This window comes from Phytomonospora endophytica, assembly GCF_014202425.1.
Taxonomy (GTDB): domain Bacteria; phylum Actinomycetota; class Actinomycetes; order Mycobacteriales; family Micromonosporaceae; genus Phytomonospora; species Phytomonospora endophytica.
In genome coordinates this window covers 16,079-29,393 of sequence record NZ_JACHGT010000006.1, presented here as the reverse complement: position 1 = coordinate 29,393, position 13,315 = coordinate 16,079, and the positions used below count along the sequence as shown (strand labels likewise).

Here is a 13,315-nt window from a genome sequence, read left to right as displayed (position 1 = left end):
CACGCCCTCGCCTAGGCTTGGTCGCCGTGAGCAAGCAGCGACGCAAGCAGAAGACCCGTGAACCCAAGCAGCGGGTGAAGGACATCTATGTGGCGCGTCCTTTCGAGGGCCTGCCCGACGAGGTGGAGTGGGTCGCGCTGCGCGAGCTCGTCCCGGCCGCCACCGCACCGCTGAAGCTGGCCGAGCCGTTCGCGTCGCGGTACGCCGGGCGCGAGGTCACCCTCGCCACGGTCCTGCCGCTGGCCTGGCCGGCGATGACCAAACCCGACGGGCGCGTGCTCGTGGCGCTCCAGCGGCAGTTCCAGTCCGGCGACGTCAGCCGCGACATCGCGGCCTCGCTGATCGCCGCGCTGGAGACCGAACCGGGTCAGACCGTCGCCGTCCCGGCGCTGCCCGGTGAGGGGCCGCGACTGCAGGACATGCTGGTCGACGAGCCGATCGACTTCACGCTGCACGACACCTTCGAGTTCTGGGTGGACGCCGACGCCACCGAGGACCCGCAGGTCAAGGCGAGCCTGGAGCGCGCCGACGCGTCGATCTACCCGACCAAGAAGGTCGCGGCGATGCCCGGTGCGTACTGGTGCGACGTGACCGACCGCTGTCACCTGCGGATCGTGCTGCCCGACACCGAGCCGAAGGCCCTGGCCGCGCTGGCCAGACTGTCCGCCGACGGCGGCCTGCGCCTGGGCATCGACACGAAGTTCGCGGGCATGTTCCGCGCGCACGGCGTGCTCGTGCCCGTGTGGGACCTCCCGCTGGGCGTCGAGGCCGAGGACTGCGAGGAGCCGGTGGCCGGCTTCGCGAAGCGGTACGCCGAGGCGCTGGCATCGGAGGAGCCGCTCGACGCCGCGCAGCGGCGTGCGCGGGACGGGCTGATCGGGCGTCAGCTGACACTGCGGTAGCCGGTGGTTCGTGACTCGTTGAGGCCGGGATCCCCTGGGGTCCCGGCCTTTTCGCGGGGCGGCCCGCCCCTCACCCCACCCGCACCCGGAACCGCCCGGCCCGCAGGTCGTCCAGCGGCAGGACGAAGTCCCCGTTCGCGAACAGTTCCGGCGTCTCCACCTCGTTGACGCGGATCCCGTGCACCCGCCCGGGCAGGAACCGCCGCAGCCTGTGCCGCATCCCCGGCCGGTAGGTCACCGGCGAGGTCGTCTCCTCCGGCGCCTCGTCCCCGCCGAAGAGCAGCAGGTGGTCGCGTTCGACGCGCATCCCCGGCACGGGCACTCCTCCGCTGTGGCAGTCCAGTCCGGGCATGCGCAACTCGCCGGGATCGGCCGGTTCGTACCAGAGCATGAGCGGCCGCGCCCGCAGCGCGTCGGCGTTGTCGAAGCAGCACAGCGCGATCGTGTACCCGGGGAAGGTCCGGGCGTAGAAGTCCAGCAGCTCGCCTGTGATCACCGGTCGCCGCTCGACCGGAACCCGCTCCAAGGCCGCCGGGATCAGCGCGGGATCACCGGCCAGCACGACGGTGTAGACGTCGTGCTCGAAGACCTCGACGGTCTCCTCCGCGCTCATCCAGTCGATCCCGCCCCTCGCTGTGGCGATGGGACCCGCCACCGCCGCGGCCATGTCGGCGAGGGGGTCGGCGACGCGGCCGACATTGATGAAGTTCCCGCTCGTCATGCGCGCGCCCGCCGGAAGGTGCAGCAGCATCGCGTTGGGCCCGTCGGCCTCGCTGGCGGCGGTGTTCTGGTACCCGAGCACCTCGATGTCGCCGTGCGCGGGATGCGACGTCCGGCCGAGGTAGACGATCGTGTCACTGAGCCGCGCGGGCAGGGATGAGACGCACATGCGGCGTACGGTACCGGCCCCGCACCCGCGGTGACCTCCGGTTTCCTTGCGTAGCAAGCCAACCCAAGGTCACCGTGACCGAACTGTGACCGTCGACAACCCTTGACCGCCGAGACGCGCGTCACTAACATCCCTGAAACGAAGCGCTTACATACATTCGCCGTCGCCGATCCCCCTCGACCCCCCGGCGCCAGGCGTTTGTCACATCTCTTGGAGGTGCCTCGAATGAGAGGCTGGACACGGCCGGTCGCCGCGCTCGGGCTGGCCACCGCGTTGCTCGCCGTCGCCGCCTGCGGGCGCGACGCCGAAGGCGCGCAGGACGAAGGCCCCGGCACGGCCGTCAGTGACGGACCGGCCACCGGCGAGATCAACATCTGGGCCATGGGCGCCGAGGGCGAGAAGCTCTCCGCACTGGTCGACGGCTTCACCAAGGACAACCCCGGCGCGACCGTCAAGGTCACGCCGATCCCGTGGGACGGCGCCCACGACAAGATCTCCACCGCGATCGCCGGCGGCGAGACCCCCGACGTCGCCCTCATCGGGACCACCTGGATGGGCGAGTTCGCCCGCACCGGCGGCCTCGACCCGACCCCCGAGAACCTCATCAAGCCCGCCGACTTCTACCCCGGCGCGTGGGACACCACCGTCGTCAACGGCACCTCCTACGGCGTCCCCTGGTACGTGGAAACCCGGCTCTTCTACGTCAACTCGGACGTCGCCCGGAAGGCGGGGGTGGACACGCCCCCGTCTTCCTGGGAGGAACTGAAGGCGGCGATCACCGCCATGCAGGACAAGGGCGGCGCCGACTGGGGCGTCTCCCTCCAGCCCGGCAAGACCGGCTCGTGGCAGTCGGTGCTGCCCTTCGTGTGGCAGAACGGCGGCGCGATCCAGCGGGATGACGGCTCCTTCGCCTTCGACACCCCCGAGGCGACGGCGGCCCTGGAGTACTACAAGTCCTTCTTCACCGAGAAGCTCTCGCCGGCCGACCTGCCCCAGGGCGCGCTGGAACCCGACTTCGTCAAGGGAAAGATCGGCTCGTTCATCTCCGGTCCCTGGCACATCGGAATCCTGAAGGAACAGGGCTTCGAGGGGAAGTACGAGGTCTGGAACATGCCGACGAAGGTGTCGGGAACGTCCTTTGTGGGCGGTGGTGATCTCGCGGTCTTCAAGGACGCGAAGAACCGGGACGGCGCCTGGAAGTTCGTGTCCTACCTGTCGCGTCCCGACGTGCAGGCCACGTGGTTCCAGACCATCGGCGACCTGCCCGCGGTGAAGTCGGCGTGGGAGGACCCGGCGCTCAAGGCCGATCCCATGCTCGCCGCCTTCGGCACACAGCTCAACGACGCGAAGTCGCCGCCCACCATCGCGACCTGGGACCAGATCGCGGCGGGCTTCGACGACCTGATGGAACAGCTGGTCAAGACGGACATGACAGCCGCGGAAATGGCGAAGTCCGCCCAGGAGCAGGCCACCTCGATCGGCACGGGTGGCTGACATGACCGCGCGTCCGCAGGACGCGGCGCTCCGGCGGGGGCGGCGTGCCGCGCGCCTCCGCCGGGCGGTGACCGGGTGGGGCTTCGTCTCACCGTTCACCATCCTGTTCGCCGTGTTCATGGCCGGGCCGGTGCTGATCTCGCTGGCCATGAGCTTCACCGACATGCGCAGCGCCGACGTCCGCGACCCGCTCGGCGTGAACTTCGTCGGCCTCGACCAGTACGCCAAGGTCTTCGGCGATCCCCTGTTCCTCAAGGCTTCGGGGAACACCGCGTTCTTCGTGCTGGTCGGGGTGCCGCTGACGATGGCGGCGGGCCTGGCGGTCGCGCTCGGCCTCAACTCGGGCCTGACGAGGTTCAAGACCGTCTTCCGGGTCGGTTACTACCTCCCCGTCGTCACCAGCATCGTCGCGGTCTCGGTGGTCTGGCGCTTCCTGCTCCAGCCCGACACCGGCCTCGTCAACGGCCTGCTGGGCCTGGTCGGCGTCGACGGCCCGAACTGGCTCGACGATGAGAACCTCAGCCTGCCCTCGCTGGTGGTCATGGCCGCCTGGCGCAATCTCGGCTTCCAGATGGTCATCTTCCTGGCCGGGCTCCAGGCCATCCCGGCGAACCTCTACGAGGCCGCGCGGCTCGACGGCGCGAGCCGCCGGCAGCAGTTCCGCCACGTGACGCTGCCGATGCTGCGGCCGACGATGCTGTTCGTCGCGGTCATCACCACGATCTCCTATCTCCAGTTCTTCGAGGAGTCCTACGTGATGACGCAGGGCGGGCCGCTGAACTCGACCCTGTCGGTGTCCTTCCACGTCTTCAAGCAGTTCGGCTTCGGCAACTACGGCTACGCCTCGGCGATGAGCTACGTGCTGTTCGTCGCGATCGTCGCGCTCTCGCTGCTGTGGTTCCGGCTCCTCAAACGGAAGGACCAGTGAGCGCGGTGACCACTGTGGACTCCCCGGCCAAGCGGCGGCCCCGCGACCGGGTCGCCAAGCTCGTCCTGCACGCCGTCCTGGCCGTCGGCCTGCTGGTCATGGTCGGCCCGTTCCTGTGGATGCTGCTGTCGTCCTTCAAGTCCGAGGGCGAGATCCGCGAGGTCCCACCGACCTGGTGGCCCCGGCGGCTCACGATCGGCAACTACGCCGACCTGTTCGACCGTCTCGACTTCCCGGCCTACTTCACCAACTCCGTCGTCGTCGCCACCGCCGTCACGGCCGGAAACCTCGTGCTGTGCTCGGCGGCCGGCTACGCCCTGGCCAAGATGCGCTTCCCCGGGCGCGGAACACTTCTGGGGCTCGTCCTCGGCACCGTCATGGTGCCCGGGATGGTGACCTTCGTGCCGCTGTTCGTGCTGGTCAGCAAGATGGGCCTGACGAACACCTTCGCCGGGCTGATCCTGCCGTTCCTGGTGGGCGCCTTCGGCGTGTTCTTCATGCGGCAGTTCATCCAGTCGATCCCCGACGAGCTCATCGAGTCGGCCCGCATCGACGGCGCCGGGGAGGTCCGCATCTTCTGGCGGATCATCCTCCCGCTGTGCCGTCCGGCCCTCGCCACGCTGGGGATCTTGACCTTCCTCGGCTCCTGGAACAACTTCCTGTGGCCCCTGGTGATCGCGACCACGGAGGACAAGTACACCCTCCCGGTCGCGCTGGCGCTCTACAGCGTCGGCCAGAACGAGACCGACTACGGCCTGCTCCTGGCCGGCTCGGTCGTCGTCGTGGTGCCGGTGCTGGTGGTGTTCATCCTGCTCCAGCGCCACTTCGTGCGCGGGATCGCCACCACGGGCCTGAAATGACCGCTCCCCCAGAGAGGACCCGACCGTGAAACGACGGTCCGTACTCGCCATCGGCGGCGCCGCCGCGGCCGCCGCGGCGGCACTGACGGCCACCCCGGCGTCGGCCGCCTCCGCCACTTCGACCGACCGTCCACTCTCAACCGGCGACCGGCGCCTCCTCACCGGATACGCCCGCGACACCTGGCGTTCCATGGAGGCGATGGTCCACCCCGCGACCGGCCTGGCCGCCGACAACATCGACGGCGCGCTGGCCGAGGCGACCCGCTCGGCCTACACCTCCCCGACCAACATCGGCGCCCTCATGTGGTCGGCGATCGTCGCCCGCGAACTCGGCGTCATCGACCGCCGCACCGCCCGGGCCCGCATCTCCAAGGTCCTCGACACCCTCGCGCGGCTCGACCGGCACGAGTGCTCGGGGATGTTCTTCAACTGGTACGACCCGGCGACCGGCGCGGTCCTGCACACCTGGCCGGACAACGGCAACCCCGTCTATCCCTTCCTGTCCAGTGTGGACAATGCCTGGCTGGCGGCCGCGCTCCTCGTCGTCGGCAATGACGAAGCCTCCCTGCGCCCGCGCGGCGAGCGTCTCCTGTCGGGCATGGACTTCGGCTTCTACTACGACGAGGCCGCACGCGGCCCCGACCTCGGCGCCGGGCTCATGCGCGGTGGCTTCTGGCCGGAACGCCCACCGGACCAGCCCGCCGCCGTCGAGGGCAACTACCGGGGCTGCGGCCCGAACGTCTTCTACACCGGCCACCACTACGGCACCCTCAACAGCGAGTCGCGGATGGCCAGCTACATGGGCATCGCGCTCGGGCAGGTACCCGCCGAGCACTACTTCGCGATGTGGCGGACCTTCACGCCGACCTGCGACTACTCCTGGCAGGAGGCGAAACCGGAGGGTGCCTTCGCGACCCACCTGGGCATCGAGGTCTTCGAGGGCCACTACACCTACCGCGGCCTGAAAGTGGTCCCGACCTGGGGCGGCTCGATGTTCGAGGCGCTCATGCCGGGCCTGTTCGTGCCGGAGTCGCGCTGGGGCGAGACCAGCTGGGGCCGCAACCACCAGGTCTTCGTGCGCGGCCAAATCGCGCACGGCCTCGACGACGCGAAGTACGGGCACTGGGGCTTCTCGCCCGCCTCGGACCCCTTCGGCGGCTACCGCGAGTACGGCGTGGACGCGATGGGCCTCGACGGCGCCGGGTACACCTCCGACCGCGAGCGAACCACCGTCGATCCCGGCTTCGCGGGCTGCCCGGATCGGGAACCGAAACCCGATCCGGTGTCTTACGGCGACGGCGTGGTCACCCCGCACGCGGTGTTCCTGGCGCTCGGGCACGCGCGTTCCGACGCGCTGACCCAGCTGGCGAGGCTCCGCCGGGACTTCGACGTCTACGGCCCCGGCGGGTTCTACGACGCTGTGGCCGTCCGCAGCGGGACCGTCGCCAAGCGGTACCTGGCCCTCGACCAGGGCATGATCCTCGGCGCGCTGGGCAACGTCCTGGCCGGCGAGGTCCTGCGCGAGCGCTTCTCCGTCGGCCGCGCGCGACGGCGGCTGAAGCCGCTGCTCGGCCTGGAGACCTTCGGCGTGCCCGCCGTTCAGTAAGGCAGCGCGGGGGGCCGGGCACGGCCTCCCGCGACTTCGTTGATCCCCGACCGGCCAAAGGATTCGACCCGCCATGTCCGAGCACACCGACACCGCCTCGCAGGCCCGCGTCCGGAGCGAGTGGGACGCCGCCGTCCGCCGCGAAGGACGCTTCACCGACCTGCCCGTTCCCGCCCCGCCCACCGGGATCCGCGTGTCCGCGGGCCGCGGTCAGGTGACCCTCGACTGGGACACCGCGGCCGGTGCCATCGGCTACCTGGTGCACCGCGCCGATTCCGTTGACGGGCCCTTCGTCCCCCTCGACCACCTCGGCGGCGACGTCCTCGCCGTCCCGCACGGCCCCTACGCCGACACGTCGGGCGAACCGGGCCGGACCTACTGGTACGCCATCGCCTCCCTCGCCGACGTCGAGGTCGTCGGCGAGATCGGCCCGGCCGTCGCCGGGAAGTCCCTGCCCGGCGGCGAAGGCGAGGTCCGCGTCACCGTCGACGTGTCCGCGCCGACGACCGCGCTTCAGCGCCCGTGGGCGCCCATGATCGGCGCCGAACACCTCAGCCACCTGCTGAGCACCGAGACCACCGGCGGCCGCCCGATCGGCGCCGAACTCCGCGAGGCCCTGGCCACCGTCCACAGTGAACTCGGTGTCGGTACGGTCCGTTCACACGCGATCCTCTGCGACGACAACGGCGTCTACCGCGAGTCCGGCGGCGAACCGGTGCACGACTTCACCCGCGTCGGCGAGATCTACGACGCCCTGCTCGCCCTCGGTCTCAAGCCGATCGTCGAGCTGTCCTTCATGCCGCGCGACCTGGCCGCCGATCCCTCGAAGAAGGTCTTCTTCTACGAGGCGATCGTCTCCCCGCCGAAGGACTGGGACCGCTGGGCCGACCTGATCGGCGACCTCACCGCATACCTCGTGGACCGCTACGGGCGAGACGAGGTGCGCACCTGGGCCTTCGAGGTGTGGAACGAGGCGAACCTGGACGTCTTCTGGTCGGGCACCCGCGAGGAGTACCTGCGCCTCTACGAGGTCACCGCCCACGCCGTCAAGGCCGTCGACGAGGGCCTCAAGGTCGGCGGGCCCGGCTCGGCCGCCGCCGCCTGGACCGCCGACCTGCTCGAACACTGCGCCAAGACCGGCGCGCCCGTCGACTTCCTCTCCCCGCACACCTACGGCAGCGCGCCCCTCGACTTCCGCGCGCTCGCCGAGCACTACGGCCGCCCCGACCTGGAGCTGCTGTGGACCGAGTGGGGCGTGACGCCGACCCACTTCAACCCCGTCAACGACGACCCCTTCTCGGCGGCGTTCCTGTTGCGCGGCATGCGTTCGGCGGCCGGCCGCATCGAGGCCCTCGCCTACTGGGTGGCCTCCGACCACTTCGAGGAGCTGGGCCGCCCGCCGCGGCTCTTCCACGGCGGTTTCGGGCTGCTGTCGGTCGGGAACCTGCGCAAACCCCGCTACTGGGCGATGAGCGCGCTGGCCCGCCTCGGCCGGCACGAGCTCCCGGCCGTCGTCGACGGCGACGGCGCCGGTTCGCTGATCGAGACCTGGTGCACCCGGCACGACGACGGACGCGTCACCGTCCTGATCTGGAACGGGACCCTCGATCAGTCCAAAGTGGGCGGTGTCGGGGTCCTCGATCGCCGGATCAACCTGGAGATCACGGACCTGCCCGCCGACGCCTACTGGGTCGAGCACTCCCGCATCGACGCCGGGCACTCCAACATCGCGGCCGTGTGGGACGTGATGGGCGGCGGCGACTGGCCCGACGAGACCCAGTGGGCGCAGCTCCACAAGGCCAATCTCCTCGACCGCGCCGAGCCCGACACCGACGTGCCCGCCGTCGGCGGGACGATCGCCCGCGCGTTCACACTGCCCATGCCGGGGGTATCCCTCATCGAGCTGACCCCGGTCGGATGAGCGTCACGGCCGGGCGGGAGCGCTCCCGCCCGGCCCTAACCGGGGGCCGGGCGCGTTAGCCTGGGCGAGATCAGCGGAAACGACGGGGTGTTCTGGGGTGGACGAAGAGGAGCGGGACGGCGACGCGCGTCCGGCGATGAAGAGGCGGCCGACGGTCTATCAGGTCGCGGAGAAGGCGGGCGTGTCCATCGCGACCGTCTCACGCGCCCTGCGCGGGGACGGTTCGGTCGCGGCGGCGACCCGGCAGCGCGTCCTCGACGCCGCCGAGGAGCTGGCCCGTGAGCAGGACGAGGCCGCCACCGGCGGCAGACGCCGCCCGACGGTCTACCAGGTCGCGGAGAAGGCGGGCGTGTCCATCGCGACCGTCTCACGCGCCCTCCGCGACGACGGCGCGGTCACCGCCAAGACCCGGCAGCGCGTCCTCGACGCCGTCGCCGAGCTGAACTGGTCGCCGAGCCGAACCGCGATGGCCCTCGCCGGCGTCGCCAACGACACCGTCGCCATCGTGTTCCCCGACCTGTCGGGGCCCTACTACGCCAACGTCATCGCCGGTTTCGAGTCCGAGGTCGTCGACCGGGGCAGCGCCGTGATGGTCCTCGCCACCCACGGCCGGGCCGCCTCGGCGCAGATGGTGCGTGACCTGTCCACGCGCGTCGACGGACTCGTCATCATGGACCAGACGATTCCGGACAAGGTCGTCGGCGAGATCGCCGCCGACGTGCCCGTCGTGCTCCTGGCCAGGCCGTCCCTCCCGGGTGTGGCGAGCGTGCGGACCGAGAACGCCGACTCCGCGCACAAGATCACCCGGCACGTCCTCGGCCACGCCCGCCGGCGCCTGCGCTTCCTCGGCGACCCCGACCTGTCCCCCGACGTGCGCGACCGCTGGCTCGGCTTCGTACGCGCCCACGAGGACTTCGAACTGCCCGCCCCCGAACCCCTGCGGGCCGAAGGACTGGCGCCCGAGCACGGCTACGACGCGGCCCTGCCCATCCTGACCGACAACGGCGTCGACGCGATCGTGTGCGCCAACGACGAACTCGCCTCCGGCGTCTACCGGGCCGCGGCCGAGGCGGGGCGCTCCATCCCTGACGAGGTCGCCGTCACCGGCTGGGACGACGTGAACATCGCCCTGCACCTCTCCCCGAGGCTCACCACGGTCCGGCAGCCGCTGCGGAGCCTGGGCGCCACGGCCGGGCGGCTGCTCTTCGGACAGATGGAGAGCGGAACCGCGCAAGGCGAGGTCCTGGTCACCGAGATGGTGATCCGCGAGAGTTGCGGCTGCGAGGACGTGCCGCCGTTCTACGAATTCCCGACCGGCTGAGCCACCGGCGGGGCTAGGCCGCCGCGCAACTGGGTACACCACGGCCATGCCCACGATGACTTTCGATCGCACGCTCCTCGGTGAGCCCTTCGCCGGCACCTCCGGCGAACACGTCGGCCTCGAAGTGGAGGCCGGCCTCGTCGACCCCGAAACCGGCCACAGCATCCCCTACGAGGGCCCGAACGGCACCGGCTCGATCATCACCGCGCTGGCCGGTGACGCGACCGCCGCCGGTGAGGACGCCTCCGTCGTGGCCGAGGACGGCTGTCCGCTCGCCGTCGATTTCGGCTCCGGTGACCGCTTCTCCCTGGAGATGGGCGGCGCCCTTGAGTACTCCTCGGCCGTGCACGGCAACGTCGCCGAGGCCGTCGTGCACACCGGGCACCGGCTGCGCCAGGCCGCGCGGGTCGCGCACACCAAGGGCGCGGCGATCCTGTCGGGCGGCTTCCTGCCCTTCACGCCCACCATCGACATCCCGTGGGTGCCCAAGCGGCGCCTGGGGATCATGCGCGAGCACTTCCTGTCCACCGGCGAGGACTCCACGCTGATCGACGCCTCGATGGGACTGACCCTGTCGACGCAGGTCACCCTTGACTACAGCGACGACGACCTCGGCGAGAAGGTCCGCGCGATCACCCTCGCCTCACCGATCGTCGCGGGCATGTTCGTCAACTCGCCGCTGTCCCACGGCACCTTCGACGGCGTGCTGTCGCAGCGTATGCGCGCGATCCGGCACACCGACCCCGACCGCTTCGGCGTCCTGCCCTTCGCCGTCGAACGCGAACCGGACATCGACGACTTCGTCACCTGGGCCCTGTCCCGTCCGATGATCTTCCGCGAGCACGGCGACTCCTACATCCCCGCGCCCGGCGGCACTTTCGACGAACTCCTCACCGACGGATTCGGCGACGGTTCGAGCCCCGCCATGTCGGACTGGAACTGCCACCTCGACCAGATCTGGCCGCAGGTCCGCGTCCGCGGCACCCTGGAGATCCGGATCTGCGACGGCCCGTTCTGGCCCCACATCGGCTCCGTACCGGCGTTCTGGGCCGGTCTGCTCTACCACGCGCCGTCCCGCCGGGCCGCCATCGACCTCCTCGACGGGCTCACCCTCGACGACCTTGAGGCCGCGACCGGCCAGGTCTCCCGCGACGGCCTGAAAGCCCAGGCGGGCGGACGACCGGTCGCCGGCCTGTGCCGCGCGCTCCTCGGACTCTCCGAAACGGGCCTGACCACCCGCATCCGCGAAGGTTCAGAGGCACCGGGCACCCAGCGTCTCCTGGCACCCCTGTGGGACGTCGTCCGCAGCGGCCGCACCCAGGCCGAACGCGGCCTCGGCCGCTGGCGCGGGGAGTTCGGCGAATCGCCCGCCGCGTACGTGCGCGCTCACCGGGTCCGGTGAGTCAGCACCGGTTGAAGAACGTCAGCGACCCGCACGTGTGATCCCCCGACCGCAAGGGCGTCGACACCGCGTCGAGGGTGTAGACCGTCTGGTGGACCGCGATCCGCAGCAACCCGCGCGCCAGCGCGCCCGAACTCAGGGCCTGTAGCGGAGGGATCCGCTCCAGCTCCCAGTCGGCGAGGGAGCCCTGCTGGACGGTGAAGTCGACGAGGCGCACCAGCCCGTCGATGAGCCCCCGGCCGGCCTTGTCGATGCCCTCGGGCAGACCCAGGAGATTGCGGCCCTCCGGGGAGGTCGCCTCGATCAGTCCCCGCGCGTCGAGGAGCAGGCAGGGATCACCGGCACCCCGCACGGCGCTCGCCCACCTTTCGAGCACGGCGCCGTCGGCCTCGACGGACTCGTCGTCGCCCGACAGGGTCAGCTCCACGAAAGGCATGGCCGCACTCCTCTCCGGCCGACCTGGGGGTGGGCGACCGCGCTCTGGGACAAGTCTCCGTCAGCTTCCCGGAATCGGCACCCCGCGTTCGCGGACGGCACGGGACCGCGCGCCGGGGAGTCCGCGGTGCCGGTTCGGACCGCGTCCGGCGGACGTGGTGGCGATGTTCACCAGGGCCGCCCGGGAGACGAGGCCGGCGCGCTCGGCCGTCGGCCCGGTCGCCCGTGCGGCATCCGGCTTCGGCGGAACCGCGAGCTTCATAGCGGGCACCCTAACACGTAGGGCGCCTGCGGAATCGGGTCCGGAACGCTGGTCAGAGCCGTTGTGCGCAAAGCGATTCCTCCGGCGGCATTACACTCCCCCACATGGCTCATCACGTCGACAGCGAAGTCGGGCGACTGCGCACGGTCATGCTGCACCGGCCGGGTCCCGAGCTCAAAAGGCTCACCCCGCGCAACAACGATTCGCTGCTGTTTGACGGCATCCCCTGGGTCGGGCGTGCCCAGGAGGAACACGACGCCTTCGCCGAGGCCCTCCGTGGGAGGGGCGTCGAGGTCTTGTACCTCGGCGACCTGCTCACCGAGACCTTGAGCGTGCCCGACGCGCGCGAGTCGGCCATCGCCGACGTCCTCGCCGACGAGCGGCTCGGGCAGGCGCTGCGCGGGATCGTCCGCGCCCACCTCGACGGGCTCGACGGGCAGGACCTCGCCACGGCCCTCATGGCCGGTCTCGCGCACGAGGAACTGCGCACCGGGACCGGGCTGGCCTACATGATGATGGACCGCCACGACTTCGTCATCGACCCGCTGCCGAACCTGCTGTTCACGCGCGACTCCTCGGTGTGGATCGGCGAGCAGGTCGCGGTGACGAGCCTGGCGATGCCGGCCCGCCGTCGTGAGACCTCACTGACCGGGCTGATCTACCGTCACCACCCGCGTTTCACCGCGACGACGCGGCTCTACGAGCCCGGCCTTGAGTCGGTCGAGGGCGGCGACGTGCTGCTGCTCGCGCCGGGCGTGGTCGCCGTCGGCGTCGGTGAGCGCACGACCCCGGCGGGGGCCGAGCGGCTCGCGCGCCGGATCTTCGCGGGGAAGCTCGCGCACACGGTGCTGGCGGTGCCGATCGCGCAGGAGCGCGCCACGATGCACCTGGACACGGTGTGCACGATGGTCGACGTCGACGCGGTGGTGATGTACCCGAACATCGCCGACACGCTGGTGGCGTACACGATCACCGACGACGGTGAGGATCCGCGCGTGACGGGTCCGCGGCCGTTCCTGGCCGCGGCGGCCGAGGCGATGAAGATCGATGTCCTGCGCGTCATCGACACGGGTCTGGACCCGGTGACGGCCGAGCGCGAGCAGTGGGACGACGGGAACAACACCCTCGCGGTCGGGCCGCGCCTGTGCGTCGCCTACGAACGGAACGTGGAGACCAACGAGCGGCTCATGGAGGCCGGGATCGAGGTCATCGCGATCAGCGGTTCGGAGCTGGGTTCGGGTCGTGGCGGGCCGCGCTGCATGTCGTGCCCGATCGACCGCGACGGGGCCGACTGA

The 13,315-nt window shown here is 70.8% G+C and carries 12 protein-coding genes; 9 read left to right on the top strand and 3 right to left on the bottom strand.

Features of this window, described 5'->3' with window-relative positions:
- The first annotated feature begins 26 nt into the window (after positions 1-26).
- Positions 27-902, top strand: coding sequence for a DUF5926 family protein (locus HNR73_RS14435; RefSeq protein WP_184787960.1), 876 nt, complete (start codon positions 27-29; stop codon positions 900-902).
- A gap of 70 nt (positions 903-972) precedes the next feature.
- Here the strand turns inward: HNR73_RS14435 and HNR73_RS14430 are convergent, their stop codons facing one another.
- Positions 973-1,791, bottom strand: coding sequence for a hypothetical protein (locus HNR73_RS14430; RefSeq protein ID WP_184787959.1), 819 nt, complete (start codon positions 1,789-1,791; stop codon positions 973-975).
- A 225-nt stretch (positions 1,792-2,016) separates the two neighbouring features.
- Between HNR73_RS14430 and HNR73_RS14425 the strand changes: the two genes are divergently transcribed.
- From HNR73_RS14425 to HNR73_RS14395, 7 genes are all read left to right on the top strand, one after another.
- Positions 2,017-3,285: a sugar ABC transporter substrate-binding protein gene (locus HNR73_RS14425; protein WP_184787958.1), complete on the top strand. Its 1,269-nt coding sequence runs from the start codon at positions 2,017-2,019 to the stop codon at positions 3,283-3,285.
- 1 nt (position 3,286) lies between these two features.
- Complete coding sequence (locus HNR73_RS14420) at positions 3,287-4,213, top strand: carbohydrate ABC transporter permease (RefSeq protein ID WP_184787957.1); 927 nt, start codon at positions 3,287-3,289, stop codon at positions 4,211-4,213.
- 5 nt (positions 4,214-4,218) lie between these two features.
- On the top strand, positions 4,219-5,073 hold the full coding sequence (locus HNR73_RS14415; protein WP_239121931.1) for a carbohydrate ABC transporter permease: 855 nt from the start codon (positions 4,219-4,221) through the stop codon (positions 5,071-5,073).
- Between the two features lie 25 nt (positions 5,074-5,098).
- Complete coding sequence (locus tag HNR73_RS14410; RefSeq protein WP_184787956.1) at positions 5,099-6,679, top strand: glucoamylase family protein; 1,581 nt, start codon at positions 5,099-5,101, stop codon at positions 6,677-6,679.
- Positions 6,680-6,752: 73 nt separating this feature from the next.
- Positions 6,753-8,600 (top strand): GH39 family glycosyl hydrolase, encoded by a 1,848-nt coding sequence (locus tag HNR73_RS14405; RefSeq protein ID WP_184787955.1) that lies wholly within the window; start codon positions 6,753-6,755, stop codon positions 8,598-8,600.
- Between the two features lie 97 nt (positions 8,601-8,697).
- Positions 8,698-9,921: a LacI family DNA-binding transcriptional regulator gene (locus HNR73_RS14400; RefSeq protein ID WP_184787954.1), complete on the top strand. Its 1,224-nt coding sequence runs from the start codon at positions 8,698-8,700 to the stop codon at positions 9,919-9,921.
- A 46-nt stretch (positions 9,922-9,967) separates the two neighbouring features.
- A complete protein-coding gene (locus HNR73_RS14395; protein ID WP_184787953.1) occupies positions 9,968-11,323 on the top strand; it encodes a glutamate-cysteine ligase family protein in 1,356 nt (451 codons plus the stop codon).
- Position 11,324: 1 nt separating this feature from the next.
- On the opposite strand, the gene HNR73_RS14390 is transcribed toward HNR73_RS14395, so the two are convergent.
- Both HNR73_RS14390 and HNR73_RS14385 read right to left on the bottom strand, forming a co-directional pair.
- A complete protein-coding gene (locus HNR73_RS14390; protein ID WP_184787952.1) occupies positions 11,325-11,759 on the bottom strand; it encodes a hypothetical protein in 435 nt (144 codons plus the stop codon).
- Between the two features lie 60 nt (positions 11,760-11,819).
- Complete coding sequence (locus tag HNR73_RS14385; protein WP_184787951.1) at positions 11,820-12,020, bottom strand: hypothetical protein; 201 nt, start codon at positions 12,018-12,020, stop codon at positions 11,820-11,822.
- A 104-nt stretch (positions 12,021-12,124) separates the two neighbouring features.
- Here HNR73_RS14385 and HNR73_RS14380 point away from each other — a divergent pair, with 104 nt between their 5' ends.
- Positions 12,125-13,315, top strand: coding sequence for an arginine deiminase (locus HNR73_RS14380; protein ID WP_184787950.1), 1,191 nt, complete (start codon positions 12,125-12,127; stop codon positions 13,313-13,315).

Excerpts from the sequence above, each read along its gene's own strand:
- HNR73_RS14430 (WP_184787959.1), bottom strand. The coding sequence starts at position 1,791 with ATGTGCGTCTCATCCCTGCCCGCGCGGCTCAGTGACACGATCGTCTAC.
- HNR73_RS14425 (WP_184787958.1), top strand. The coding sequence starts at position 2,017 with ATGAGAGGCTGGACACGGCCGGTCGCCGCGCTCGGGCTGGCCACCGCG.
- HNR73_RS14420 (WP_184787957.1), top strand. The coding sequence starts at position 3,287 with ATGACCGCGCGTCCGCAGGACGCGGCGCTCCGGCGGGGGCGGCGTGCC.
- HNR73_RS14405 (WP_184787955.1), top strand. The coding sequence starts at position 6,753 with ATGTCCGAGCACACCGACACCGCCTCGCAGGCCCGCGTCCGGAGCGAG.
- HNR73_RS14395 (WP_184787953.1), top strand. The coding sequence starts at position 9,968 with ATGCCCACGATGACTTTCGATCGCACGCTCCTCGGTGAGCCCTTCGCC.
- HNR73_RS14390 (WP_184787952.1), bottom strand. The coding sequence starts at position 11,759 with ATGCCTTTCGTGGAGCTGACCCTGTCGGGCGACGACGAGTCCGTCGAG.
- HNR73_RS14385 (WP_184787951.1), bottom strand. The coding sequence starts at position 12,020 with ATGAAGCTCGCGGTTCCGCCGAAGCCGGATGCCGCACGGGCGACCGGG.
- HNR73_RS14380 (WP_184787950.1), top strand. The coding sequence starts at position 12,125 with ATGGCTCATCACGTCGACAGCGAAGTCGGGCGACTGCGCACGGTCATG.